Source organism: Sphingomonas zeicaulis (genome assembly GCF_050433225.1).
Taxonomy (GTDB): domain Bacteria; phylum Pseudomonadota; class Alphaproteobacteria; order Sphingomonadales; family Sphingomonadaceae; genus Sphingomonas_D; species Sphingomonas_D zeicaulis.
The window spans coordinates 1,540,450-1,561,145 of the sequence record NZ_JBNPXQ010000001.1 but is presented as its reverse complement, the minus strand read 5'-3'; the positions used below and the strand labels follow the sequence as shown (position 1 = coordinate 1,561,145).

Here is a 20,696-nt window from a genome sequence, read left to right as displayed (position 1 = left end):
ATTGTCACTGTTGGCCCGCCGGGCAGGTCGGCAGGCGCATGGTCTTGTCGCCCGCCAGCCCGATTTCTAGCAGCAGCGCGACCATCTTTCCCATATTGGCGGTCGGCAGCGGCGCGATCGCTTCGGCGAAGCGATTGATCTTGCCGCAATCCTGAGGCTTCAATTCTTCTGCCAGACTCGCGGCAAAGCCAGTTTCGACCAACTGACGCATGACATTGTCGTCGATCGCGTTGAAATCGACGCCGGCATCGCCCTCGCCATTGGCGATCTTCGCCATCGCCGCCTTGGCGAGCGGCCAGGTCGGTTCCGCCGCATCGCGATAGGTGCGGATCAGCGCGCGGCCGGAGGTCTGCAGGTAAGCGCCGATCGGCAAGGTGGTAGCGCACACCGACATCGACTTGTCGAGGAAGGCCGGCACCATATGCAGCGCCAGCGCCTCCATCTCGGGCTCGGTGATGCACGCCGCCGCCTGCGCGGTGCCGGACACGGCGAGCGCCAATGCCGCGCTCGCAGAGCCGAGCGTCCGCAATACCATTCTCATCATAGGATGGATCCCCCGATGCGGACCGATGCGATGGCCTGGGCGGCGATTCCCTCGCCGCGCCCGGTGAAACCCAGTCCTTCGGTCGTCGTCGCCTTGACACTAACCTGCGTGGTTTCGATCATCAACAAGGCGGCGATGCGGGCGCGGATCGCCTCGCGATGCGGGCCGACCTTGGGGCGTTCGCAGATGATCGTCACATCGACATGATCGATCATGCCACCGCGCGCGGCGACGAGCGAGGCGGCATGTTCGAGGAAGCGGTAGGAGGGGGCACCGCGCCATTGCGGATCGCTGGGCGGGAAGTGGCTGCCGATATCGCCAGCGCCGATCGCGCCAAGGATCGCATCGACCAGCGCATGCAGCGCGACATCGGCATCGCTGTGGCCGGCGAGGCCGTGGCTATGCGGGATCAGCACGCCGCCCAGCCACAATTCGCGGTCGAGCGCGAAGCGATGGACGTCGAACCCCATGCCGGTTCGGGTGATCATCGTGGGGGCGAGGCGATGTTCGGCGGCGGCGAAATCGCCGGGGTGGGTGAGCTTCTCGAGCATCGGATCGCCTTCCACGGTCGCGACATCATGGCCGGCCGCGCGCGCGACCTGCGCATCGTCGGTGGCTTCGCGATCGTCCGGCCACAGCGCATGAGCGGCGGTGATCGCCGGCTGGCGGAACGCCTGGGGGGTCTGCACCCGCGCCAGCCCGTCGCGCGGCACCGGGCCGCCAAGGCGCGTGCCGTCGCTCATCGCGAGGCTGTCGACCACCGGCAGCACGGGCACGGCGCCGTCATGCGTTTCCAGCGCGGTGATCAGCCGGTCGATGACCGCCGCCGGCACCAGCGGCCGCGCGGCATCATGGATGAGGACGATGTCATGATCCACGACAGCGGCGAGCCCGGCGCACACCGAAGCGCGGCGGGTGGCCCCGCCTTCGATGCGACGCGGCGCCGCGTGGCCAGCGAAGGCGCGATCGAACAGATCCTCCTGGCCGGGGCCGGTCACGACGATGACGGTCTCGATCGCGGGATGCGCGGCCAGCGCCTGCGCCGCACGAACGACCACCGGCACCCCGGCGAGGTTGCGATATTGCTTGGGGACATCCCCGCCTGCGCGGGCACCCCGGCCGGCGGCGACGACAATGCCGGCGATGCGTGGAGAAGTCTGCATGGCGGCGGCGCTTTAGGGGAATAAGATGCGGGCGGGAAGGGCGGTGCGCGGCGCGTGCGTCTGCCTTGCCGCCGCCGCAATCCGCCGCTATGCGATTTGCCTGATTTTTAGGCAGGCGTGATGAAGAAACTGGCACCCATTCGGATTGGCACCGTCGAGATCGCAGAGCCCGTGTTGCTCGCGCCGATGACCGGCGTCACCGACATGCCGTTCCGCCGTCTCGTCCGCCGCTATGGCTCGGGCCTCAACGTCACCGAGATGATCGCCAGCCAGGCGATGATCCGGGAAACGCGCCAGTCGCTGCAGAAGGCGGCGTGGCACCGCGAGGAAGAGCCGATCTCGATGCAGCTTGCCGGCTGTTCGCCGGTGGAGATGGCGGAAGCGGCCAAGCTCAACGAGGATCGCGGCGCTGCGATCATCGACATCAACATGGGTTGCCCGGTGAAGAAGGTCGTCAATGGCGACGCCGGATCGGCACTGATGCGTGACCTGAAGACCGCCGCGGCGATCATCGACGCGACGGTGAAGGCGGTCTCGGTGCCGGTGACGCTCAAGATGCGCATGGGCTGGTGCCATGACAGCCTCAACGCCCCCGAACTCGCGCGCATTGCCGAGGATCTGGGCGTCAAGCTGATCACCGTCCATGGCCGCACCCGCAACCAGATGTACAAGGGCAGCGCCGACTGGGCGTTCATCGCCAAGGTGAAGGATGCGGTGTCGCTGCCCGTCATCGCCAATGGCGATATCTGCTCGATCGAGGACGCGATGACCGCGCTTGAGCAATCGCGCGCGGACGGCGTGATGATCGGGCGTGGCGCCTATGGCAAGCCATGGCTGCTCGGCCAGGTGATGCGCTATCTGCGCACCGGCGAACGCGTGGCCGATCCCTCGATCGAGGAGCAATATCATCTGATCGTCGAGCATTATCATGCGATGATCGAGCATTATGGCGAGATGACCGGCGTCAACATGGCGCGCAAGCATATCGGCTGGTACACGCGCGGCCTCCATGGCTCCGCCGACTTCCGCAACAAGGTGAACTTCATCGCCGAGCCCGATCGGGTGCTGGCGATGCTGCGCGAATTCTACGATCCGTGGCTCTCCCGGGCAGCGGCCTGATCCGCTTTGGCCGTCGCGCGCCCGCGCGCGACGATGCCCCGCAGCCGGGGGAGCTGTTGTTTGCGCTACCGGAGGCGATGCTGCTCGTCGATCCCGACGATCTCGTCGTCAGTGTCAACGCGGCTGCCGAGAATCTGCTCAACCTGTCCAGCGCGGCGATGGTCGGGCGCACGGTCGACGACGCCTTCGCGATCCCGGCCGAATATCGCGAGCTCCCCGCCGGGCGAGAGACCTCGGGGTTCGCCGCCTATGACCTCGCGATCGAAACGCCACGCGGGCAGCGGTTTCGCGCCGATTTCATCGTCGTACCGATCGTCGATCGCGCCGGCTGGCGGATGATGCTGATCCATGTCGGTGCCGCCGCGCACCGCATGGGCCACCGGCTGGAGCGCAGCGGCGGAACGATGACCGCGATCGCCGCCGCCGCGATGCTGGCGCATGAGATCAAGAACCCGCTGTCGGGCATCAGCGGCGCCGCGCAACTGCTCGAATCGAGCCTCCCCGAAGGCGAGCGCGCGCTGACCCGGCTGATCCGGAGCGAGGTGGATCGCATCGCCCAATTGATCGACCGGATGGAGGATTTCACCGACACGCGGCCGATGGAGCGCAAGGCGGAGAACATCTACGCGATCCTCGAACATGCCCGTGACCTCGCCTGCCAAGGTGTGGCCCGCGATGTCGACCTGCGCGAGGTCTATGATCCTTCGCTGCCGCCGGTGCTGGTCAATCGCGATGCGTTGATCCAGGTGCTGCTCAACCTCATCAAGAATGCCGCCGAAGCGATCGAGGGGCAGTCGCGTCCGGCGGGCGCGGGCAGGGGAGCGATCACGCTGACCACCGCTTATCGCCACGGCGTCTCGGTGTCGGTGAGCGAGGGCGGGCGGCGGTTGTCGCTGCCGATCGAGTTGTGCGTGATTGACGATGGCCCGGGGGCACCGCCGGAGATCGTCGACCATCTGTTCGATCCGTTCGTATCGTCGAAGCGCAGCGGACGGGGCTTGGGATTGACGCTGGTCGACAAGCTCGTCCGCGACATGGGGGGAATCGTCCAGCACGAACGGCTGAGCGATCCGGGACGCACGGTATTCCGGCTGCTGCTGCCGCGTGCCAAGGCTGGGGAGAAATAGATGGAGAGGGCCAGTGGGGGCCGGATCCTGGTGGCGGACGATGATGCCGCGATCTGTACGGTGGTGGGGGAGGCGCTGCGTCGCCAGCAGCATGAGGTGTTGACGGTCGGATCGATCGCGGCGCTGCGCGCGGCGATGCCCGAGTTCGCGCCCGACGTGCTGGTAACCGACGTGATCATGCCGGACGGCAATGGGTTGGACGTGGTGCCCGAACTGCTCGCGGATGCGCCGGGCCTGCCGATCATCGTGCTTTCGGCGCAGAACACGCTGACGACGGCGGTGCGCGCGACCGAGCAGGGCGCGTTCGAATATCTGCCCAAGCCCTTTGATCTTGAGGAGCTTTGCCGGGCGGTGGCCGACGGGGTGCGCAGCCGGCGTAGCGCCGGCCCCGCCCGCGAGGCGGACCGGATCGACGAGAGCCTGCCGCTGATCGGCCGGTCGGCGCCGATGCAGGAGGTCTACCGCACGATCGCGCGGGTCGTCGCCAACGACCTGACCGTGCTGGTGCTGGGCGAGTCGGGCACCGGCAAGGAACTGGTCGCGCACGCGATCCACGATCTTGGCCGGCGGCGGCATGCGCCGTTCGTGGCCGTCAACATGGCGGCGATCCCGCGCGAGCTGATCGAAAGCGAATTGTTCGGGCACGAACGCGGCGCGTTCACCGGCGCGCATGGCCGTGCGGCAGGCCGTTTCGAGCAGGCGCAGGGCGGCACATTGTTCCTCGACGAGATCGGTGACATGCCGATGGACGCGCAGACGCGGCTGCTGCGCGTGCTCCAGTCCGGCGAATTCACCACGGTCGGCGGCACCCGGCTGATCCGCGCCGACGTGCGCATCATCGCGGCGACGCACAAGCATCTGCCCGAGATGATCGCGGAGAAGATGTTCCGCGAGGATCTGTATTACCGGCTGGCGGTGGTGCCGATTGCCTTGCCTGCGCTGCGCCAGCGCGGGGGCGATATCGGCGAACTCGCGCAGCACTTCCTCGATCGCGCAGCGCAGGAAGGGCTGCCGCGCAAATATCTCGATGGCGGCGCGGTGCTGCGGCTGGAGCAGCATGACTGGCCGGGCAATGTGCGCGAGCTGGAAAATCTCATGCGGCGCCTGGCGGTGCTGGCGCGAGAGGATGTCGTCAGCGCGGTGCTGGTCGAACAGCAGCTCGCCGGCGGCCCGCGGGTGGAGGAGGAGCGGCTGTCCGGGGGGGCGGAGACGCTCGCCGGCGCGGTCGAGGCGCATCTCGCGCGTTATTTCGCCGCGTTTGGCCGCGATCTGCCGCCCGATGGCCTCTATGACCGGATCATTGCCGAGATCGAGGGGCCGTTGCTGGAAATCACGCTGGGCGCGGTGAAGGGCAACCAGCTCAAGGCCGCGAAGCTGCTCGGCATCAACCGCAATACGCTGCGAAAAAAGCTCAACGACCATCAGCTCGAGACACGCCGTCTGCGCCAAGGTGGCTGAATTCGCTCCATTCTGCGACCAGCTGTGTTTGCTGTGCAACGAAACTGTTGTACGGCTGCAACGATGAATGCCGCACGCAGCGCGTCCAAAGGCCTGACCCGCCTGCGACGCAAGGTCGCGATCCTGCTTGGCCGCCGCCGGCTGATGCCGGCTGTGGAGGTGATCGCGCTGGTCCTTGCGGTGGCGATCGGCGTTGCCAGCTATTTCATCATCGGTGGCGAACGGTCTCCGCAGAAGCTGCTGACGCCTCCGCTGGTCGCGCTGCTGCTGGTCGCCAATCTGGTGCCGGCGATCGCGCTGCTCGTACTGCTTGGCCGGCGGGTGGCGCATGGCCGTGCGGCCCGCTCACCCATCGGCGGACATGGCCGGCTGCACGTGCGGCTGGTCGCCCTGTTCTCGGTGATCGCGGCCGTGCCGACCCTGCTGGTGGTGATCTTCGCGTCGCTGCTGTTCCAGTATGGCGTCGAATTCTGGTTTTCGGACCGGGCGCGCGGCATGCTGGAGAATGCCAGCGAGTTGGTGCAGGGCTATTATCAGGAGCAGCGCTCGCAGGTGGCCGCCGAGACGCAGACGATGGCGAGCGACCTGCGCGACTATTTGGGGCAGGCGGCCTATGACAGCCCCGACTTCATCGGCGGCTATGCCTTCCAGATGGCCACGCGCCACCTGAACGAATCCGCGATCGTCAGCATCGGCGCGAACGGGCAGCCGGTCACACTGGCAATGGTCAATCCCGATGCGCGCGACGTGGAGCAGCGGGTCTCGTCGGCGGTCGTGGGCACGTTGCGCGCCGGTACACCGGTGGTGATCAGCGAGACCAAGGATCGCGTCGAGGCGGTCGCACGGCTGTTTCCCGACCGCGACATCTATCTCTATGCTTCGCGCCGCTACGACGCCGAGGTGCTCGCGCGCGCGAGCGGCGTGCTGCGCGATTACAACGCGCTGCTCGATCGCAGCCGCGCATTGCAGCTTCAGTTCAACGCCGCCTTGCTGGTGATCTCGCTGCTGATCGTGGGCGCGGCGGTGTGGATCGCCTTGCAGGTGGCGGACCGGCTGGTGCGCCCGGTGGGCGAACTTGTCGACGCGGCGCGTCGGGTCGCGGCCGGCGAGCTCTCCGCGCGCGTCGCTTCGCCGCGCACGCAGGACGAGGTCGGCACACTCGCCACCGCGTTCAACCGGATGACGCGACGGCTGGAGGAGCAGACCGGCGCGCTCGTGGCCGCCAACGACCAGCTCGACAGCCGTCGCGCGTTCATCGAGGCGGTGCTCTCCAGCGTCTCCGCCGGGGTGATTTCGGTGGACAAGGCTGGCGTGATCAGCCTGATCAACCTGACCGCGGCAACCTTCCTCGGCACCGGCGGCGAGAGCCCGGTGGGGCAGCCGCTGGCGAGCGTCGCGCCGGAGCTGGACGCGCTGATCGATTGCGGCGAGCGCGAGTCGATCGTCCAGCTTGCCAGCGGCGGCGAGCAGCGGACGCTGGCAGTGAAGGTGGTGCGCGACGAGCAGGGCCATGTGCTGACCTTCGACGACATCACCCAGCAATTGCTCGACCAGCGCCGCGCCGCCTGGTCGGACGTGGCGCGCCGCATCGCGCACGAGATCAAGAACCCGCTGACGCCGATCCAGCTCGCCGCCGAACGGCTCCGCCGCCGCTATGCGAAGGAAATCGAGAGCGACAAGCCGACCTTCGAGCGGCTGACCGACACGATCGTTCGCCAGGTGGGCGACCTGCGGCGGATGGTCGACGAATTCTCGTCCTTCGCGCGGATGCCCAAGCCGGTGTTCAAAGTGGAGGGGCTGATCGACATCGCCCGGCAGGCGCTGTTCCTGCACGAGGTGGCGCACCCCACCGTCCGTTTCACGCTGGACGCGCCGGATCCGTCGCTCGAGATCGTCAGCGATCGCCGGCAGCTCGGCCAGGCGCTGACCAACATCGTCAAGAATGCGGTGGAGGCGATCGAGTCGCGTGGCGAGGCGACGGGCGAGCCCGGCTTCGTCGCGATGACGGTCGAATCGCAGCCTGACGGGCTGATCCGCATCGCACTGGCCGACAACGGCATCGGCCTGCCCGCCGAGCGCGACCGGCTGGTCGAGCCCTATATGACGACGCGCGCGCGCGGCACCGGGCTCGGCCTCGCGATCGTCAAGAAGATCGTCGAGGAACATTGCGGCACGATTTCGTTCGGCGACCGGCCGGGCGGCGGCACGATCGTGACGATCCTGCTCGATCCTGCGATGCTCGCCAATCTCGACCTTGGCGACGCACCCGCGTCCGCCGCCAATGACGGCGATGCGTCGCCGATGACGCTTACCAGAATGAGGAATGATTGATGGCGCTTGACGTGCTGATCGTCGACGATGAACGCGACATCCGCGAGCTGGTGGCCGGTGTGCTCGAGGATGAGGGCTACACCGCGCGCGCCGCGGCGGATAGCGACTCGGCACTGGCGGCCATCGACGATCGCCGGCCATCGCTGGTGCTGCTCGATGTCTGGCTGCAGGGCTCACGGCTTGACGGGCTCGACCTGCTCGACGAGATCAAGCGGCGTGACAGCTCGCTGCCGGTGCTGGTGATTTCTGGCCATGGCAATATCGACACGGCCGTCGCCGCGATCCGCCGCGGGGCCGCCGATTTCATCGAGAAGCCGTTTGAGGCGGAGAAGCTGCTCCACCTCGTCAGCCGCGCCACCGAAACTGAGCGGCTGCGGCGCGAGGTCGCGTCGCTCAAGGCGCAGGTGGGGCAGGAAGAGGAGCTGACCGGCGCATCGTCCGCGATCAACGGCGTGCGTGCGACCTTGAAGCGTGTCGCCGCAACCGGCAGCCGCGTGCTCGTCACCGGCCCGGCAGGCGTCGGCAAGGAGGTCGCGGCGCGGCTGCTCCATATGTGGAGCCCGCGCGCCAACGCCCCGTTCGTCGTCGTCAGCGCGGCGCGGATGACGCCCGAGCGCGTCGAGGAGGAATTGTTCGGCGTAGAGGAGGGCGGCGAGATGGTCCGCGCCGGCATGCTCGAACAGGCGCATGGCGGCACCTTGTTCCTCGACGAGATCGCGGACATGCCGCTGGCGACGCAGGGGCGCATCCTGCGCGTGCTGACCGACCAGAGCTTCACCCGCGTCGGCGGGCAGCGCATCGTGAAGGTCGATGTGCGCGTCGTTTCCGCGACGTCGCGCGTGCTTGGCGAACTGATCGCCGCGGGGCGCTTCCGCGAGGATCTCTATTATCGCCTGAACGTGGTGCCGGTGCACCTGCCGCCTCTGGCCGAACGGCGCGAGGACATTCCCTCGCTCGTCGACCATTTCGTCGCGCGCTACGCCAGCGAGCGGCGCGTGCCGACGCCCCAGGTGGCTCCCGATGCGGTCGCGGCGCTGCAGGCATTCGACTGGCCGGGCAACGTCCGCCAGCTCCGCAACATCGTCGAACGCACGATCATCCTCGCGCCCGGCGACCGGATCGGCCGTATCGACATGGACATGCTGCCGCCCGAGATCCTGGGCGATCAGCCCGCCGTCGGCGCGGGCGGCGGCGTGGGTTCGATCATGGGCGCACCGCTGCGCGAGGCGCGCGAGACGTTCGAGCGCGAATATCTGCGCGTCCAGATCCGGCGCTTCTCGGGCAATATCTCGCGCACCGCGAGCTTCATCGGCATGGAGCGCTCCGCGCTGCACCGCAAGCTCAAGATCCTCGGCATTTCGGACAGCCGCGACGAGGAAGAGTGAGGCAGGGGCCGCCGGGCGCGCCCTGACAGCGATCAGAAGACTTTCATGCTCACCATCTTCTGGAATTCTTGCCGCATGCCTTGCTGCTGCTGGCGTTGCAGGGCCTGCTGCGTGTTGGCAGCGGCATCGATGGATCGGGTGAGGCGATTGAACTCGTTATAGTCGGCTTCATTCAGGAACATGAACTGCCCGCCCTTGCTGGACCACCGACGACGCGCCAGCACATCGCAGACGCTTTTCCAGTTCCTGATCAGCTCGCCCTCAAGCTTCGAAATCTCGTTCACGCTGGGCGAGGCCTGGCTGATCCCTGTCGCCAGGCCGCTCAGAAAGTCGGGGCGCAGCCGCGGCGGAATATTGGTCAGTTCGGGATCGTTGCGTATCGACGCGACAAGGCGCGCGTTGCTCTCGCCGTGCCGTGCGAATGCCGCTTCGAGCTCGGTAAGGCGCTCACAATGATCGATCGTCGAGCCCTTTGGTGAAACCGCCGCCGGGGAGCCGAGATCGTTGAGGCCGGATTGATCGACGGCGTCGAGATAGTGGCGCTGATTGGCAAGCAGGGCTTGATAGAGCTTCCTGGTCATGCGTGACATCGGGCCGTTCGGTGCCGGCAGCTTCACATCCGCCTTGGGATCGCCGTCCGGCGTGGCGGCGAGGGCGATGGCGGCAACCGCCCGAACGTCCCGCTGCATCGCGAGGCCCTCCATGGCGAAATGAATGAGCCCGACGCCGAGCGAGGTCGGGCCGATCAGCGCGAATGCGGCGATCGTCCAGCCGATCGGCGCATGACGCAGCAGGACCATGCGCAGCAGCACCCATATGGCGGTGCCGAGGCCAAGGACGCCGCCCAGCAGAACGAGCGGCTGGGCGCTTTCACTCCGCAACAGCAGCAGAGTGGCGGCGATCGTGACGATCATGCCTGCCGCGATCGCGAGCAGCAACTGCCACGGGGCCGGGCCCTCCGGCTCCTCATAATATCCGCCGAATTCATGCTGATATGTCATGTAGCGATACCCCCCGGCTCGCATGTCCCCGATAGCGATAAACCCTGACCGCGCCGGCGGTTCAAGCCCGGTTCGCCGCAACCAACCATTGCGGAGCGAATTCCTTCGTTGAATCCTGAGCCCTATCCTCTACATTCATGCTGCACCCGCGAACCGCGCGGGGGCTGACGACGTCCGTTCGAACAAGGCGGCGATTGCAGGCCACGACCTGCCAACAATCGGAGCTAAATATGGCCGACAAGATCAACAACCTTCAGGATATTTTCCTCAACACCCTGCGCAAATCCAAGACACCGGTGACGATGTTTCTGGTAAAGGGCGTGAAACTGCAGGGTATCATCACCTGGTTCGACAATTTCTCGGTGCTGCTCAGGCGCGACGGTCAGTCGCAGCTGATCTACAAGCATGCGATTTCGACGGTGATGCCGGCGCATCCGCTGGATCTGGCGCCCATCGAGAAGGCCTTCGCGGAAAATGAGCGCAAGGCACAGCTTCTCCAGGAGATCTTCCTCAACGCCGTCCGTCGCTCGGGCGATCCGGTGACGATGTTCCTCGTCAACGGCGTCATGCTGCAGGGCGCGATCGTGGCCTATGACCTGTTCTGCATGCTGCTGCAGCGTGACGGCATGGCGCAACTGGTCTACAAGCACGCGGTTTCCACGGTTCAGCCGGCACATCCGCTGAACCTGGCAGGCGAGACGGATCAGGACGAAGATTGAGCGGCTTTAGACGCGAAGAAGACGAGTTCCGCCGCGGCGCGAAAGCGGTCGTCGCCTATCCCGACATGGGGAAGGGCGGTGACCGCGACGTCGAGGCGCGCCTCGAAGAGGCGGCCGGGCTTGCGGAGGCGATCGGCATCGATGTGGTCGACCGTATCGCCTACCGCGTGCGCCAGCCGCGGCCCGCGACCTTGTTCGGGGCCGGTCAGGTCGAGGCGCTCGCAACGGTTGCCCGAGCGCACGAGGCCGAACTCGTCGTCGTCGACGGTGCGGTCACGCCCGTCCAGCAGCGCAACCTGGAAGAGGAACTCAAGACCAAGGTCATCGACCGCACGGGTCTGATCCTCGAGATTTTCGGCGAACGCGCCGCGACCGCCGAAGGGCGGTTGCAGGTGGAACTCGCGCATCTCGACTATCAGGCCGGCCGCCTTGTGCGCAGCTGGACCCACCTTGAGCGCCAGCGCGGCGGCTTCGGCTTCCTCGGCGGCCCGGGTGAAACGCAGATCGAGGCCGACCGGCGGATGATCCGTGACCGGATGGCCAAGCTCCGGCGCGAACTGGAGCAGGTCAGCCGCACGCGCGGGTTGCACCGCGAGCGGCGCCGGCGGGCGCCATGGCCGGTGGTCGGGCTGGTCGGCTATACCAATGCCGGCAAGTCGACCCTGTTCAACAGGCTGACCGGCGCGGGGGTGATGGCGGAGGATCTGCTGTTCGCCACGCTGGATCCGACGATGCGGCAAATCACGCTGCCGGGGCTCGATAAGGCGATCCTCTCAGACACCGTGGGGTTCGTTTCGGATCTGCCGACGCAACTGGTCGCGGCGTTCCGGGCGACGCTGGAGGAGGTCACCTCCGCTGACCTGATCGTCCATGTCCGCGACATCGCGCATCCCGACAGCGACGCGCAGGCCGCCGACGTCGAGCAGGTGCTCGCCGAGATCGGCGTGAGCGGCGAGGGTGCCGCGCCGCGGATTGAGGCGTGGAACAAGGTGGATCTGCTCGATCCGGAGGCGCAGGCGGCGCTGGAAGCCGAAGCCGCGCGGCGCGACGACGTCGCACTGATCTCGGCGCAGACGGGCGAGGGTGTCGAGGCGCTGCGTCGGATGATGTCGACGCGCCTGACGTCCACCAGCCGCGTACGCCACATCGATCTGCCGATCGCCGATGGCGCCGCCGCCGCCTGGCTCCACGCGCATGGTGAAGTGCTGACGCAGGACGCGGATGGCGAGACGATCCATCTCGACGTGCGGCTGTCCGAAGCGGACTGGGCGCGATTCCAGTCACGAGAGGCGTGAGCGCTTTTCCTCCCCCAGCTTTGCTCCGGGAGGAAAGTATCGATGCACCCACTGTTGCCAGGCGCCCCCTCACCATTTCCCGCAAGCGGGAGGGGAGAAGGGCTCAACCCCGTCTGATCTCCTGATCGTCTCCGGCGACGATCTCCACGATCATGTCGCCGGCTTCCACGGCCTGCGCACCGGGCTCCCAGAAACCGATCGGCAGCCCGCGCCGATAAAGGCGCACGCCAAGACCGGTGCCGATCGCGCGCAGCGGGCGGCCGATGTCGTTGGCAGTCGCCTCGCGCTCGTTGAGCTGGACGCGGCCGTTCGCCGCGGCAAGATCGGCCATATACTCGGCGATGTGCGCGCCGTGCGTCGATCCGGCGAGCAACAGGCCCGCGAAGCTTGCCGGGTTGATGACGATGTTCGCGCCCGCCTGCCGAGCCGGCAGCTCATTGTCCTCGTTGCGCACGGCGATGCTGATCGGCAGTTGCGGCGCGAGATGTCGCGCGGTCAGCAGGATCAGGATCGAGGTGTCGTCGCGCCCGGCGGAGATGATCATGCCCCGGGCCCGCTCGACCTTCGCGGCCTGCAAGGTGATGTCCCGCGTCGCATCCGCCTCCAGCACCGAACAGCCGACGAGTTCGGCGTGGTGGATGCGGTCGGCGCGCGAGTCGATGACGACGATCTGTTCGGCTGGCGTGCCACGCGCGATCAGTTCGCGCACGGCCTCAGCGCCGCTCGAACCATAACCGGCAACGATCACATGATCGTTCAGGTTGCGCTGGATCATGGCCATGCGCCATCGCTCCCACGTGCGTTTGAGGACGAAATCATAAGCGGTTCCCAGGAAGATGAGCCAGATGAAGACGCGGATCGGGGTGACGACGAAGGTGTCGAACATCCGCGCCCGATCGGTCACCGGGACGATATCGCCGAAGCCCACGGTGGTGACCGTGATCATCGTGAAATAGAGTACGTCGCCGAAGCTGATCGCGCCGTCGACATTGTCCTTGAGGCCGCCGCGATCGAACCAGTGCACGGTCAGCACGATGCCGATCAGCCCCAGCACCGCAGCCGCGCGCCAGCCGAGCGCCAGCCAGATCGGTATGTCCGAACGGCGCCTGAGCGGCTTCATCTGATCGACGCTCAGGCGATGCCGACGGATCATTGCCTGGGCAGTTCACGCAGCGGATCGACGGGCGTGCGATTGTGGCGGATCTCGAAATGGAGCTGCGGTTCGCGCGCCGACCCGGTCTCTCCGGCATAGCCGATCACGTCCCCACGCTTCACCGCCTGCCCGCGCACCACAGCAATGCGCTCGGCATGGCCATAGGCGGTGATCCAGCCGTCGCCGTGGCGGATCAGCACGAGCCCGCCATAGATGGCGATCTCGGCACCGGCATAGGCGACGACGCCGTTCGCCGCCGCACGGATCGGCGCGCCGCGGGTCGTTGCGATCTTGATGCCCTGGTTGATACGCCCGCCGGCACCGGGCCCGAAGCGGGTCAGGATCCGCCCGGTCAGCGGCCATTCGAAGCGGCCGTTGAACCGGCCGGGCTCGGCGACCGGCCTTGTCGAGGGAACCGCGACAGAGGGGCTGCGCGCGGGCGGCGGCGGTGGCGGTTCATCCTCGGAAGTTGCGGGTTCGGCACCGGTGGCGATGTCGCCTATGTCGATCGAGAAGGCGGCTGCGCGCTCCTCCATGCTCATCGCGGCGACCTCGGCATTGTCGGGCAGCGCCAGCAACATGCCGGTGCGCAGCGCATAAGGCGGCTCCAGCGCGTTGAGATCGATGATCCGATTCCAGTCGACATGATAGGCGAGCGCAATCGCAATGCCCGTCTGCCCTTCGCGGACACGGTGATAGCGACCAGCGGGTATGCGCAGCCGCTGTCCCGGACGGATCAGGAAGGGCGGCTCCAGCCGGTTGGCGCGGGCAATGGCTTCGGAGCCGGCGCCGGTCTTGATCGCGATCGCGCGCAGCGTGTCTCCCGCGACGACGCGGTAGCTGCCGGCCGGGATCGTGCGCGCATCGGCGACGACGCGCTGCGCTTCCCAGCTCGGCTCTGCGGCGGAGGGCGGCTGCGGTGGCAGCTGCACGGATTCGGTGGCCGGCGGACGATTGTCGGGTTGCGGCGCGGGCGGCGCGGCGGGAGCGGGGGCACGGCCCTGCGGAATGCAACCGGCGAGCACAGCGCCGCAGGCGAGGAGCAAAGCGACGCGGGGCAGGTGGCCACTGAAGGTTCGCATGCGCCTGTTATCGCCGCGCTTCGATCGCATCCGCCTTCCCTGACCGTCAGCGCGAGGGCGCCGCCCGGCGAGCACCATTGCCAACCCGAGGCCGCCGGTCAAACGCGGAGGTCATGCCGCAGGCGAAAGCCGGTCGATTCCACCCATATAAGGGATGAGCACCGCCGGCACGGTGACGCTGCCATCGGCCTGTTGATAGTTTTCCAGCACGGCGACGAGCGTGCGCCCCACCGCAAGTCCCGAACCATTGAGCGTGTGGAGGAAGCGCGTGCCTTTCTCTCCCTCGGGACGATAGCGTGCATTCATCCGCCGCGCCTGGAAATCGCCGCAGTTGGAAACGCTGCTGATCTCGCGATAGGCCTGCTGGCCCGGCAGCCAGACTTCGAGATCGAAGGTCTTGCGTGCCGAAAAGCCCATGTCGCCGGAGCATAGCAGCATGCGGCGATAGGGTAGTTCGAGCGCCTGCAATATGCCTTCGGCGGCGGCGAGCATATGCTCATGCTCGGCGGCGGATTGCTCGGGGGTGCAGATCGCGACCAGCTCGACCTTCTCGAACTGGTGCTGGCGGATCAGCCCGCGCGTGTCGCGCCCGGCAGAACCCGCTTCCGAGCGGAAACATTGGGTGAGCGCGGTGAAGCGCAGCGGCAGTTCGGCGGTGTCGAGGATGCGTTCGCGCACCAGGTTGGTCAGGCTGACCTCGGCAGTGGGGATCAGCCAGCGGCCATCGGTGGTGCGGAACAGATCCTCGGCGAATTTGGGAAGCTGGCCGGTGCCGAACATCGCCTCGTCCCGCACGAGCAGCGGCGGCGCGACCTCGACATAATGGTTCGAGACCGTCTGCCGATCGAGCATGAACTGGCCGAGCGCACGGTGGAGGCGCGCCATCGGCCCCCGCAGCGCGGCAAAGCGCGTGCCCGAGATCGCCGCCGCACCCTCGAAGTCGAGGCCGAGCGCAGGCGCAAAATCGGCATGTTCGCGCGGCGCGAAATCGAACACGCGCGGCGTGCCCCAGCGGAACTGCTCGACATTGCCGGCTTCGTCCGCCCCATCGGGGACTTCGTCCGCGGGCAGGTTCGGCAGCGCTGCCAGGGCGGCGGAGAGCGCTTCGCCTTCAGCGGCAGCCGCGGCCTCGATTCGCGGCAGATCCTCCTTGAGCGCGCCGACCTCGGCCATCAGCGATGCCGCGGTCTCCTCATCCTTGCGTGCCTTGGCCTGGCCGATGAGCTTCGAGGCTTCGTTGCGCCGTGCCTGAGCGGTCTGCGCCTGGGTCAGCAGGCTGCGATGCGCTTCGTCGCGCTGAAGCAGCGCGTCGGCGGCAGCAGCCAGCCCGCGGCGGGCAAGCGCCGCGTCAAAAACGGCCGGATTCTCACGGATCATGCGGATGTCGTGCATGGCGCGCCTATGACGGGCGTGCTCCGTCCACGCAACCCCGCAGCGCCCTGACGCGTTCTCATCGGCAGGCACGCACAGAAAGAAGAAGGAGGTCGCTGATGCAGATTGCCCATGATTGCTATGTTGTCGTCGCCGATGGGCGGAAGGCGCTGTACCTCCGCAACGAAGGCGATGCGGTGCATCTCAACCTCGAGGTCGTTCGCGCGGACGAGCAGGAACTGCTCGCCGATCGCGACATCAAGAGCGATGCGCCGGGCACGTCCCTTTCAAGCGTGGGGCATAGCCGGGATACGATGCAGGAAACCGACTTCCATCAGCAGGAGGAGGATCGGTTCGCCGCGGATGCAGCCGAGCGGCTGAAGCGTTGGGCGCTGGATGGCCGCTTCGAGTCGCTGGTCGTCGTGGCGCCCCCGAAGACATTGGCGGTGCTGCGCAGCAATTATCATGTCGAGGTCGAACGGCGCCTGCAGGGCGAACTTGCGAAGGATCTGACCGGCCATCCGGTGGACCGGATCGAGGCGATCCTGCTGGCGGCTTGACGCGCGCGCCCTAGAACAAAGCGGGCCCTATCGAATTCATGCCTGCGTAACATTGTTCCGGCTATCCGCGCCTTCGAAGAGGCGGGATGGCCGGGAGGCAGCCGCAGATCGGCTTTCGACGAAACTTCAAGATGATCGCGTCGCTTGTGTGCGATCGGGTGGCTGTCTATAGGCGCCGCAGGGCTGGCAATTCGCGGCGCTTACGACCTGCGGGCCGTTCGGGCGGAGAGTTTTATGGCGACTGCGGTGGATACGTTTGACGACGGCGACAAAGGCAGCGACCATGCTGCCGGTGGGGCAGCCGACGATTATCGTCCTAGTGCGGACGAGCCGTTCATGAATGAACGGCAGCAGAACTATTTTAGAAACAAGCTGATTTCCTGGAAGGAAAACATCCTCCGGGAGGCCAAGGGCACCCTTGCCCAGCTCCAGACCGATTCATTGCGTGAGGCGGACATCACCGACCGCGCATCGAGCGAGACGGACTGGTCGATCGAGCTCCGCACGCGCGATCGGCAGCGCAAGCTGATCTCCAAGATTGACGCGGCGCTGCGGCGGATTGACGAAGGCGAATATGGCTATTGTGAGGTGACCGGCGAACCCATTTCGCTGGGACGCCTTGAAGCCCGCCCAATCGCGACGATGACGGTCGAGGCGCAGGAGCGCCACGAGCGGAACGAGAAGGTGTCGCGCGACGAGTAGATGAAAGGATCAAGCCCCTGGTCCGGAGCGATCATGATCTGGTCGTGAGGATGGAGCAGGGGTTGCTCCGACTGCGGCCGGCCGGTGTTGCCGGCCGTCCGCGTGGGGTGGAAGGGGACGGTCAGTGACCGATCAGCTCTTCCTTGATCCTGAGTTTCTGTTTTTTAAGCGACGCTATCGCCGCACTGTCGGGGGCCGGCCGGCGCAGCTCTTCAGCGAGTCGCGCGTCCAATCCAGCATGTTTCGCTTCAAGTGCCGCAAAATGCGCGCTTTCCATTGAGCGTCTCCCTCTTCGCTGTGAACGACTACAGAAGTAGAACATGATTCGATGGCGATGTCTCCCTCGTTGGAGACATCGATTCGATGGGTTGCGGTCGTATGGGCGATGACGTGATCGCGAGCAGGACGGGGCGTGCAAAGCGATGGATGAACAGGAGCTCAGACGGCGCATCGGCATGCTGCGTGTGGAGCATCGTGACCTCGATGCGGCGATTGCCGCGCTCATGGCGAATCCGGCGGCGGACCAGATCCAGCTCGCACGGCTGAAGAAGCGCAAGCTGCGGCTGCGCGACGAAATCGCTGCGCTCGAGGATCAGCTTGTGCCCGATATCATCGCCTGAGCTCCGTCTATGGGATCGAAAACCAGACGCTGGCCAGAAGCCGCCCCGATCGACGCACTGGACCGTGAGGCAGCTCTGCTCGCAGAGGCCGCCAGCCGCTATTTCGATCATGACGGACGGGCCGATTGCGCGCGACTGGATCCTGCCGATCGCGTGATCTTTTCGTGCGAGGCGTTGCGCATCCGTACGCGGCTGCTCGACATCTCCGCCTGGCTGGTCACCTGCCGGGATGTGATGACCGCGGACCGGGATGCCGCACCCTGCCATCCGGCGCGCCATCGGCTGGCCGAGCTGTCAGCGGGGGACGGCGGCGCCATTGGCCGTCTGCCGACCGCCGCGCAGATGTTGATCGGCGCCAGCATCGATCTGCATGATCGCATCCGCCGGCTGGATCGTGGCGATGACGAGGATGATGGCCGCCGCCTGTCGGTCGGCCCCGCGCGGCGATTGATCGAGCGCTTGCAGCAGGCCTTTTGAACGGGCCGGTGCGGCCTGGCAGCGCTATCCCCGGAAGCGTGTATCCAGAGAGGCCTTGGCCGCGCGATATTCCGCTTCGAGCCGATCGACCCGGGCCGCGATGCTTTCCACCGCGTCCACCGCGCCGATCCCCTGGCCGGAACCCCAGATATCGCGCCAGGCCTTGGCTTCCTGATTGCCCCCCGAGGCGAAGTTCATCGTCCGGATGTCGCCGCTGGGCAGATTGTCCGGATCGAGCCCCGCCGCGGCAATCGAGCCGCGGATATAGTTGCCGTGAACGCCGGTGAAGAGATCGGTATAAACGATGTCCGCGGCGCGACCGTCGACGATCGACTGCTTGTAGGCCGCGGCCGCGTTGGCCTCTTCCGTCGCGATGAAGGCGGAGCCGATATAAGCGAGGTCGGCGCCCGCCGCCTGTGCAGCGAGGATCGCGGTGCCGGTGGCGATCGCGCCCGATAGCGCCAGCGGCCCATCGAACCACTGCCGGATCTCCTGCAGCAGCGCGAAGGGGGACAGCGTGCCCGCATGCCCGCCCGCACCCGCGGCGACGGCGATGAGCCCGTCCGCGCCCTTTTCGATCGCCTTGCGTGCGAAACGATCGTCGATCACGTCATGCAGGGTCAGCCCACCCCAGCCATGTACCGCGGCGTTCAGATCCTCGCGTGCACCGAGCGACGTGATGATGATCGGCACCTGCCAGCGCGCGCAGGTCGCCAGGTCCTGCTCCAGCCGGTCGTTTGAGCGATGGACGATCTGGTTGACTGCGAAGGGTGCCGCCGGGCGATCGGGATTGTCGCGGTTCCACGCCGACAATTCCTCGGTGATGCGATGCAGCCATTCGTCGAGCATGGTCTGCGGGCGGGCGTTGAGCGCAGGAAAGGAGCCGACGATTCCCGCCTTGCACTGCGCGATCACAAGATCGGGCGTGGAGATGATGAACATCGGCGAGCCGATGACCGGCAGCCGGAGGCGATCGAACAACGGGGAAGGCAAGGTCATGTCACCGGTGATAGGCGGCTTGCAGGGGCTGTCCAGTGCCATGCAGCGGACGCTACGGCAGGCGGGCCCCGCCGGTACCGGACGGAGAACGGCGCAGTGCCGGGCACCCGAATCGCCTTGGGACTATCTTTCTGGGATTCAATCGCAGGCGCAGTGCAGTTTCCAGCCGAGCCAGGCGGAAACGATGCACATCGCCGCCACGACGAGCAGTTGCTCCGCGGGCGGCAGGCCGAAGATGCTCATCAGGATCGCGCAAACCGAACCGATCACCATCGCGCCCGAATTGACGATGTTGTTGGCGGCGACGGTGCGCGCGGTCTCAGCCTTCGAGACGGTGGTGGTGAGGAAGGCATAGAGCGGCACGACGAACATGCCGCCAGCGATCGCAACGCCGAGAAGCGCGACGATCATCAGCGGCGCCCCGCTGTGCGCGAGGAAGCCGCGCCAATCATAGAGCTGCCCCTCGGGCAGCCCAGCCCAGCTCTTCGCCACGGCGAACAGCAGGACGACGAACAGCCCCATCACGATCACCGATCCCGGGGAATAGCGCGCCGAAACCTCCCCCTTGAGCATGCGATTGATGATCACCGAGCCGATCGCGACGCCGACCGAGAAGATGGCAAGGAACACGCTGGCGACGGTCTCGTCGGCCGTCAGCACATTCTTCACCAGCGGCGGGAATTCCACGATGAGCACCGCGCCGATCGCCCAGAAAAAGCTGATCGAGCAGATCGCGAGGAACAGCCGCGGGATGTGCATGGTGTTGGAGACGAGGCGGATCGACGCGCGGATGAAGTGGAAATCGAGCTTCTCGATCTCGCCGACCGGCGGTGCCGGCGGTACCTGCCGCCCGCTGAACCATCCGATGCCGGCGACGATCAGCACGAGGAGCGCGGTGATGCGCGGATCATCCGCCACGAAGCCGGCGGTGATCGTGCCACCGAGGATGGCGAGGTAGGTGCCGGCCTCGACCAGCCCGGTGCCACCCAGCACCTCGTCACTTTCCAGATGCTGCGGCAGGATCGCGTATTTGATCGGGCCGAAGAAGGTGGAGTGGATGCCCATCGCGAGCACCGCGGCCAGCATCATCGGGATCGCCAGCGTCGGCGTCTCATGCAGCAGCAGGCCGCCGGCGCCCAGCAGCATGATGAAGAGCTCCGCAGTCTTCACGATGCGGATGATCGCAGCCTTGTCGCGCATGTCGGCAAGCTGGCCGGAGAGCGCAGACAGCAGGAAGAAGGGCAGGATGAACAGGCCGGTCGCGACGGCGCTGAACAGCGTCTGCGTCTGCGGGTCTTCGAGAATCTTGTAGGTGGCGAGCAGCACCATCGCCGTCTTGAAGAGATTGTCGTTGAAGGCCCCCAGCATCTGGGTGACGAACAGCGGCAGGAAACGACGGTGGGCAAGCAGCCCGACTGACATCTTCATGGGAAGGGATTGGTTCTCGCCGGGATGCTTAGCGGCGCTGCATAGACTGGTAATGTGACAGGTTCAATCTGCACGGTGCCGGAGGGGGCGCCAGGCGGCACCGCGAGGATCTATGCCGCACGGGCGATTTCAAACCGCCATCATATTGGGCTAAGGCGTGCC

The 20,696-nt window shown here is 66.5% G+C and carries 20 protein-coding genes; 11 read left to right on the top strand and 9 right to left on the bottom strand.

What is annotated here, in order from left to right; genetic code table 11:
• Positions 1-4: 4 nt before the first annotated feature.
• Together FHS96_RS07380 and FHS96_RS07375 are read right to left on the bottom strand one after the other, a co-directional pair.
• Positions 5-544: a hypothetical protein gene (locus tag FHS96_RS07380; protein WP_429588823.1), complete on the bottom strand. Its 540-nt coding sequence runs from the start codon at positions 542-544 to the stop codon at positions 5-7.
• A complete protein-coding gene (locus FHS96_RS07375) occupies positions 541-1,707 on the bottom strand; it encodes a bifunctional 2-C-methyl-D-erythritol 4-phosphate cytidylyltransferase/2-C-methyl-D-erythritol 2,4-cyclodiphosphate synthase (RefSeq protein ID WP_429588822.1) in 1,167 nt (388 codons plus the stop codon). The genes FHS96_RS07380 and FHS96_RS07375 overlap by 4 nt, the downstream gene beginning before the upstream one ends.
• Before the next feature lie 120 nt (positions 1,708-1,827).
• On the opposite strand from FHS96_RS07375, the gene dusB reads away from it, so the two are divergent.
• The 5 genes from dusB to ntrX all read left to right on the top strand — a co-directional run bounded on the left by dusB (position 1,828) and on the right by ntrX (position 9,127).
• Positions 1,828-2,826, top strand: a complete 999-nt coding sequence (dusB, locus tag FHS96_RS07370; protein ID WP_429588821.1) for a tRNA dihydrouridine synthase DusB — start codon at positions 1,828-1,830, stop codon at positions 2,824-2,826.
• Complete coding sequence (locus tag FHS96_RS07365) at positions 2,802-3,953, top strand: two-component system sensor histidine kinase NtrB (RefSeq protein ID WP_429588820.1); 1,152 nt, start codon at positions 2,802-2,804, stop codon at positions 3,951-3,953. The genes dusB and FHS96_RS07365 overlap by 25 nt, the downstream gene beginning before the upstream one ends.
• The gene (ntrC, locus tag FHS96_RS07360) at positions 3,954-5,411 is read left to right on the top strand and encodes a nitrogen regulation protein NR(I) (protein ID WP_429588819.1); all 1,458 of its coding nucleotides are present in this window, start codon (positions 3,954-3,956) and stop codon (positions 5,409-5,411) included.
• A gap of 63 nt (positions 5,412-5,474) precedes the next feature.
• Complete coding sequence (locus FHS96_RS07355) at positions 5,475-7,742, top strand: sensor histidine kinase (RefSeq protein WP_429588818.1); 2,268 nt, start codon at positions 5,475-5,477, stop codon at positions 7,740-7,742.
• On the top strand, positions 7,742-9,127 hold the full coding sequence (gene ntrX, locus FHS96_RS07350; RefSeq protein WP_429588817.1) for a nitrogen assimilation response regulator NtrX: 1,386 nt from the start codon (positions 7,742-7,744) through the stop codon (positions 9,125-9,127). Before FHS96_RS07355 ends, ntrX begins: the two co-directional genes overlap by 1 nt.
• A 32-nt stretch (positions 9,128-9,159) precedes the next feature.
• On the opposite strand, the gene FHS96_RS07345 is transcribed toward ntrX, so the two are convergent.
• Positions 9,160-10,041 (bottom strand): hypothetical protein, encoded by an 882-nt coding sequence (locus FHS96_RS07345; protein ID WP_429588816.1) that lies wholly within the window; start codon positions 10,039-10,041, stop codon positions 9,160-9,162.
• Positions 10,042-10,358: 317 nt separating this feature from the next.
• Between FHS96_RS07345 and hfq the strand changes: the two genes are divergently transcribed.
• Both hfq and hflX read left to right on the top strand, forming a co-directional pair.
• Complete coding sequence (gene hfq / locus FHS96_RS07340) at positions 10,359-10,847, top strand: RNA chaperone Hfq (RefSeq protein ID WP_025292027.1); 489 nt, start codon at positions 10,359-10,361, stop codon at positions 10,845-10,847.
• On the top strand, positions 10,844-12,142 hold the full coding sequence (gene hflX, locus FHS96_RS07335) for a GTPase HflX (protein ID WP_429588815.1): 1,299 nt from the start codon (positions 10,844-10,846) through the stop codon (positions 12,140-12,142). The genes hfq and hflX overlap by 4 nt, the downstream gene beginning before the upstream one ends.
• A gap of 103 nt (positions 12,143-12,245) precedes the next feature.
• On the opposite strand, the gene FHS96_RS07330 is transcribed toward hflX, so the two are convergent.
• The 3 genes from FHS96_RS07330 to serS form a co-directional block, all read right to left on the bottom strand.
• Complete coding sequence (locus FHS96_RS07330) at positions 12,246-13,262, bottom strand: potassium channel family protein (protein WP_429588814.1); 1,017 nt, start codon at positions 13,260-13,262, stop codon at positions 12,246-12,248.
• A 29-nt stretch (positions 13,263-13,291) separates the two neighbouring features.
• Positions 13,292-14,377: a peptidoglycan DD-metalloendopeptidase family protein gene (locus tag FHS96_RS07325; protein ID WP_429588813.1), complete on the bottom strand. Its 1,086-nt coding sequence runs from the start codon at positions 14,375-14,377 to the stop codon at positions 13,292-13,294.
• Between the two features lie 111 nt (positions 14,378-14,488).
• Positions 14,489-15,769, bottom strand: coding sequence for a serine--tRNA ligase (gene serS / locus FHS96_RS07320; RefSeq protein WP_429588812.1), 1,281 nt, complete (start codon positions 15,767-15,769; stop codon positions 14,489-14,491).
• A gap of 98 nt (positions 15,770-15,867) precedes the next feature.
• On the opposite strand from serS, the gene FHS96_RS07315 reads away from it, so the two are divergent.
• Positions 15,868-16,308 carry a host attachment family protein gene (locus tag FHS96_RS07315; RefSeq protein ID WP_429588811.1) on the top strand — a complete coding sequence of 147 codons (441 nt, stop codon included), beginning with the start codon at positions 15,868-15,870 and terminating at the stop codon, positions 16,306-16,308.
• Positions 16,309-16,542: 234 nt separating this feature from the next.
• Positions 16,543-17,010 carry an RNA polymerase-binding protein DksA gene (gene dksA / locus FHS96_RS07310; RefSeq protein ID WP_429588810.1) on the top strand — a complete coding sequence of 156 codons (468 nt, stop codon included), beginning with the start codon at positions 16,543-16,545 and terminating at the stop codon, positions 17,008-17,010.
• 121 nt (positions 17,011-17,131) lie between these two features.
• On the opposite strand, the gene FHS96_RS07305 is transcribed toward dksA, so the two are convergent.
• Positions 17,132-17,287, bottom strand: coding sequence for a YdcH family protein (locus FHS96_RS07305; protein WP_429588809.1), 156 nt, complete (start codon positions 17,285-17,287; stop codon positions 17,132-17,134).
• A gap of 145 nt (positions 17,288-17,432) precedes the next feature.
• Here FHS96_RS07305 and FHS96_RS07300 point away from each other — a divergent pair, with 145 nt between their 5' ends.
• Positions 17,433-17,630: a YdcH family protein gene (locus tag FHS96_RS07300; RefSeq protein WP_429588808.1), complete on the top strand. Its 198-nt coding sequence runs from the start codon at positions 17,433-17,435 to the stop codon at positions 17,628-17,630.
• A 9-nt stretch (positions 17,631-17,639) separates the two neighbouring features.
• Positions 17,640-18,107: a DUF1465 family protein gene (locus FHS96_RS07295; protein ID WP_429588807.1), complete on the top strand. Its 468-nt coding sequence runs from the start codon at positions 17,640-17,642 to the stop codon at positions 18,105-18,107.
• 24 nt (positions 18,108-18,131) lie between these two features.
• On the opposite strand, the gene FHS96_RS07290 is transcribed toward FHS96_RS07295, so the two are convergent.
• Together FHS96_RS07290 and FHS96_RS07285 are read right to left on the bottom strand one after the other, a co-directional pair.
• The gene (locus FHS96_RS07290) at positions 18,132-19,106 is read right to left on the bottom strand and encodes an NAD(P)H-dependent flavin oxidoreductase (RefSeq protein WP_429589678.1); all 975 of its coding nucleotides are present in this window, start codon (positions 19,104-19,106) and stop codon (positions 18,132-18,134) included.
• 138 nt (positions 19,107-19,244) lie between these two features.
• On the bottom strand, positions 19,245-20,534 hold the full coding sequence (locus tag FHS96_RS07285; RefSeq protein WP_429588806.1) for an MFS transporter: 1,290 nt from the start codon (positions 20,532-20,534) through the stop codon (positions 19,245-19,247).
• Between the last annotated feature and the right edge of the window lie 162 nt (positions 20,535-20,696).

Excerpts from the sequence above, each read along its gene's own strand:
- FHS96_RS07380 (WP_429588823.1), bottom strand. The coding sequence starts at position 544 with ATGATGAGAATGGTATTGCGGACGCTCGGCTCTGCGAGCGCGGCATTG.
- FHS96_RS07375 (WP_429588822.1), bottom strand. The coding sequence starts at position 1,707 with ATGCAGACTTCTCCACGCATCGCCGGCATTGTCGTCGCCGCCGGCCGG.
- dusB (WP_429588821.1), top strand. The coding sequence starts at position 1,828 with ATGAAGAAACTGGCACCCATTCGGATTGGCACCGTCGAGATCGCAGAG.
- ntrC (WP_429588819.1), top strand. The coding sequence starts at position 3,954 with ATGGAGAGGGCCAGTGGGGGCCGGATCCTGGTGGCGGACGATGATGCC.
- FHS96_RS07355 (WP_429588818.1), top strand. The coding sequence starts at position 5,475 with ATGAATGCCGCACGCAGCGCGTCCAAAGGCCTGACCCGCCTGCGACGC.
- ntrX (WP_429588817.1), top strand. The coding sequence starts at position 7,742 with ATGGCGCTTGACGTGCTGATCGTCGACGATGAACGCGACATCCGCGAG.
- FHS96_RS07345 (WP_429588816.1), bottom strand. The coding sequence starts at position 10,041 with ATGATCGTCACGATCGCCGCCACTCTGCTGCTGTTGCGGAGTGAAAGC.
- hfq (WP_025292027.1), top strand. The coding sequence starts at position 10,359 with ATGGCCGACAAGATCAACAACCTTCAGGATATTTTCCTCAACACCCTG.
- FHS96_RS07330 (WP_429588814.1), bottom strand. The coding sequence starts at position 13,262 with ATGAAGCCGCTCAGGCGCCGTTCGGACATACCGATCTGGCTGGCGCTC.
- FHS96_RS07325 (WP_429588813.1), bottom strand. The coding sequence starts at position 14,377 with ATGCGAACCTTCAGTGGCCACCTGCCCCGCGTCGCTTTGCTCCTCGCC.
- serS (WP_429588812.1), bottom strand. The coding sequence starts at position 15,769 with ATGCACGACATCCGCATGATCCGTGAGAATCCGGCCGTTTTTGACGCG.
- FHS96_RS07315 (WP_429588811.1), top strand. The coding sequence starts at position 15,868 with ATGCAGATTGCCCATGATTGCTATGTTGTCGTCGCCGATGGGCGGAAG.
- dksA (WP_429588810.1), top strand. The coding sequence starts at position 16,543 with ATGGCGACTGCGGTGGATACGTTTGACGACGGCGACAAAGGCAGCGAC.
- FHS96_RS07305 (WP_429588809.1), bottom strand. The coding sequence starts at position 17,287 with ATGGAAAGCGCGCATTTTGCGGCACTTGAAGCGAAACATGCTGGATTG.
- FHS96_RS07300 (WP_429588808.1), top strand. The coding sequence starts at position 17,433 with ATGGATGAACAGGAGCTCAGACGGCGCATCGGCATGCTGCGTGTGGAG.
- FHS96_RS07295 (WP_429588807.1), top strand. The coding sequence starts at position 17,640 with ATGGGATCGAAAACCAGACGCTGGCCAGAAGCCGCCCCGATCGACGCA.
- FHS96_RS07290 (WP_429589678.1), bottom strand. The coding sequence starts at position 19,106 with ATGACCTTGCCTTCCCCGTTGTTCGATCGCCTCCGGCTGCCGGTCATC.
- FHS96_RS07285 (WP_429588806.1), bottom strand. The coding sequence starts at position 20,534 with ATGAAGATGTCAGTCGGGCTGCTTGCCCACCGTCGTTTCCTGCCGCTG.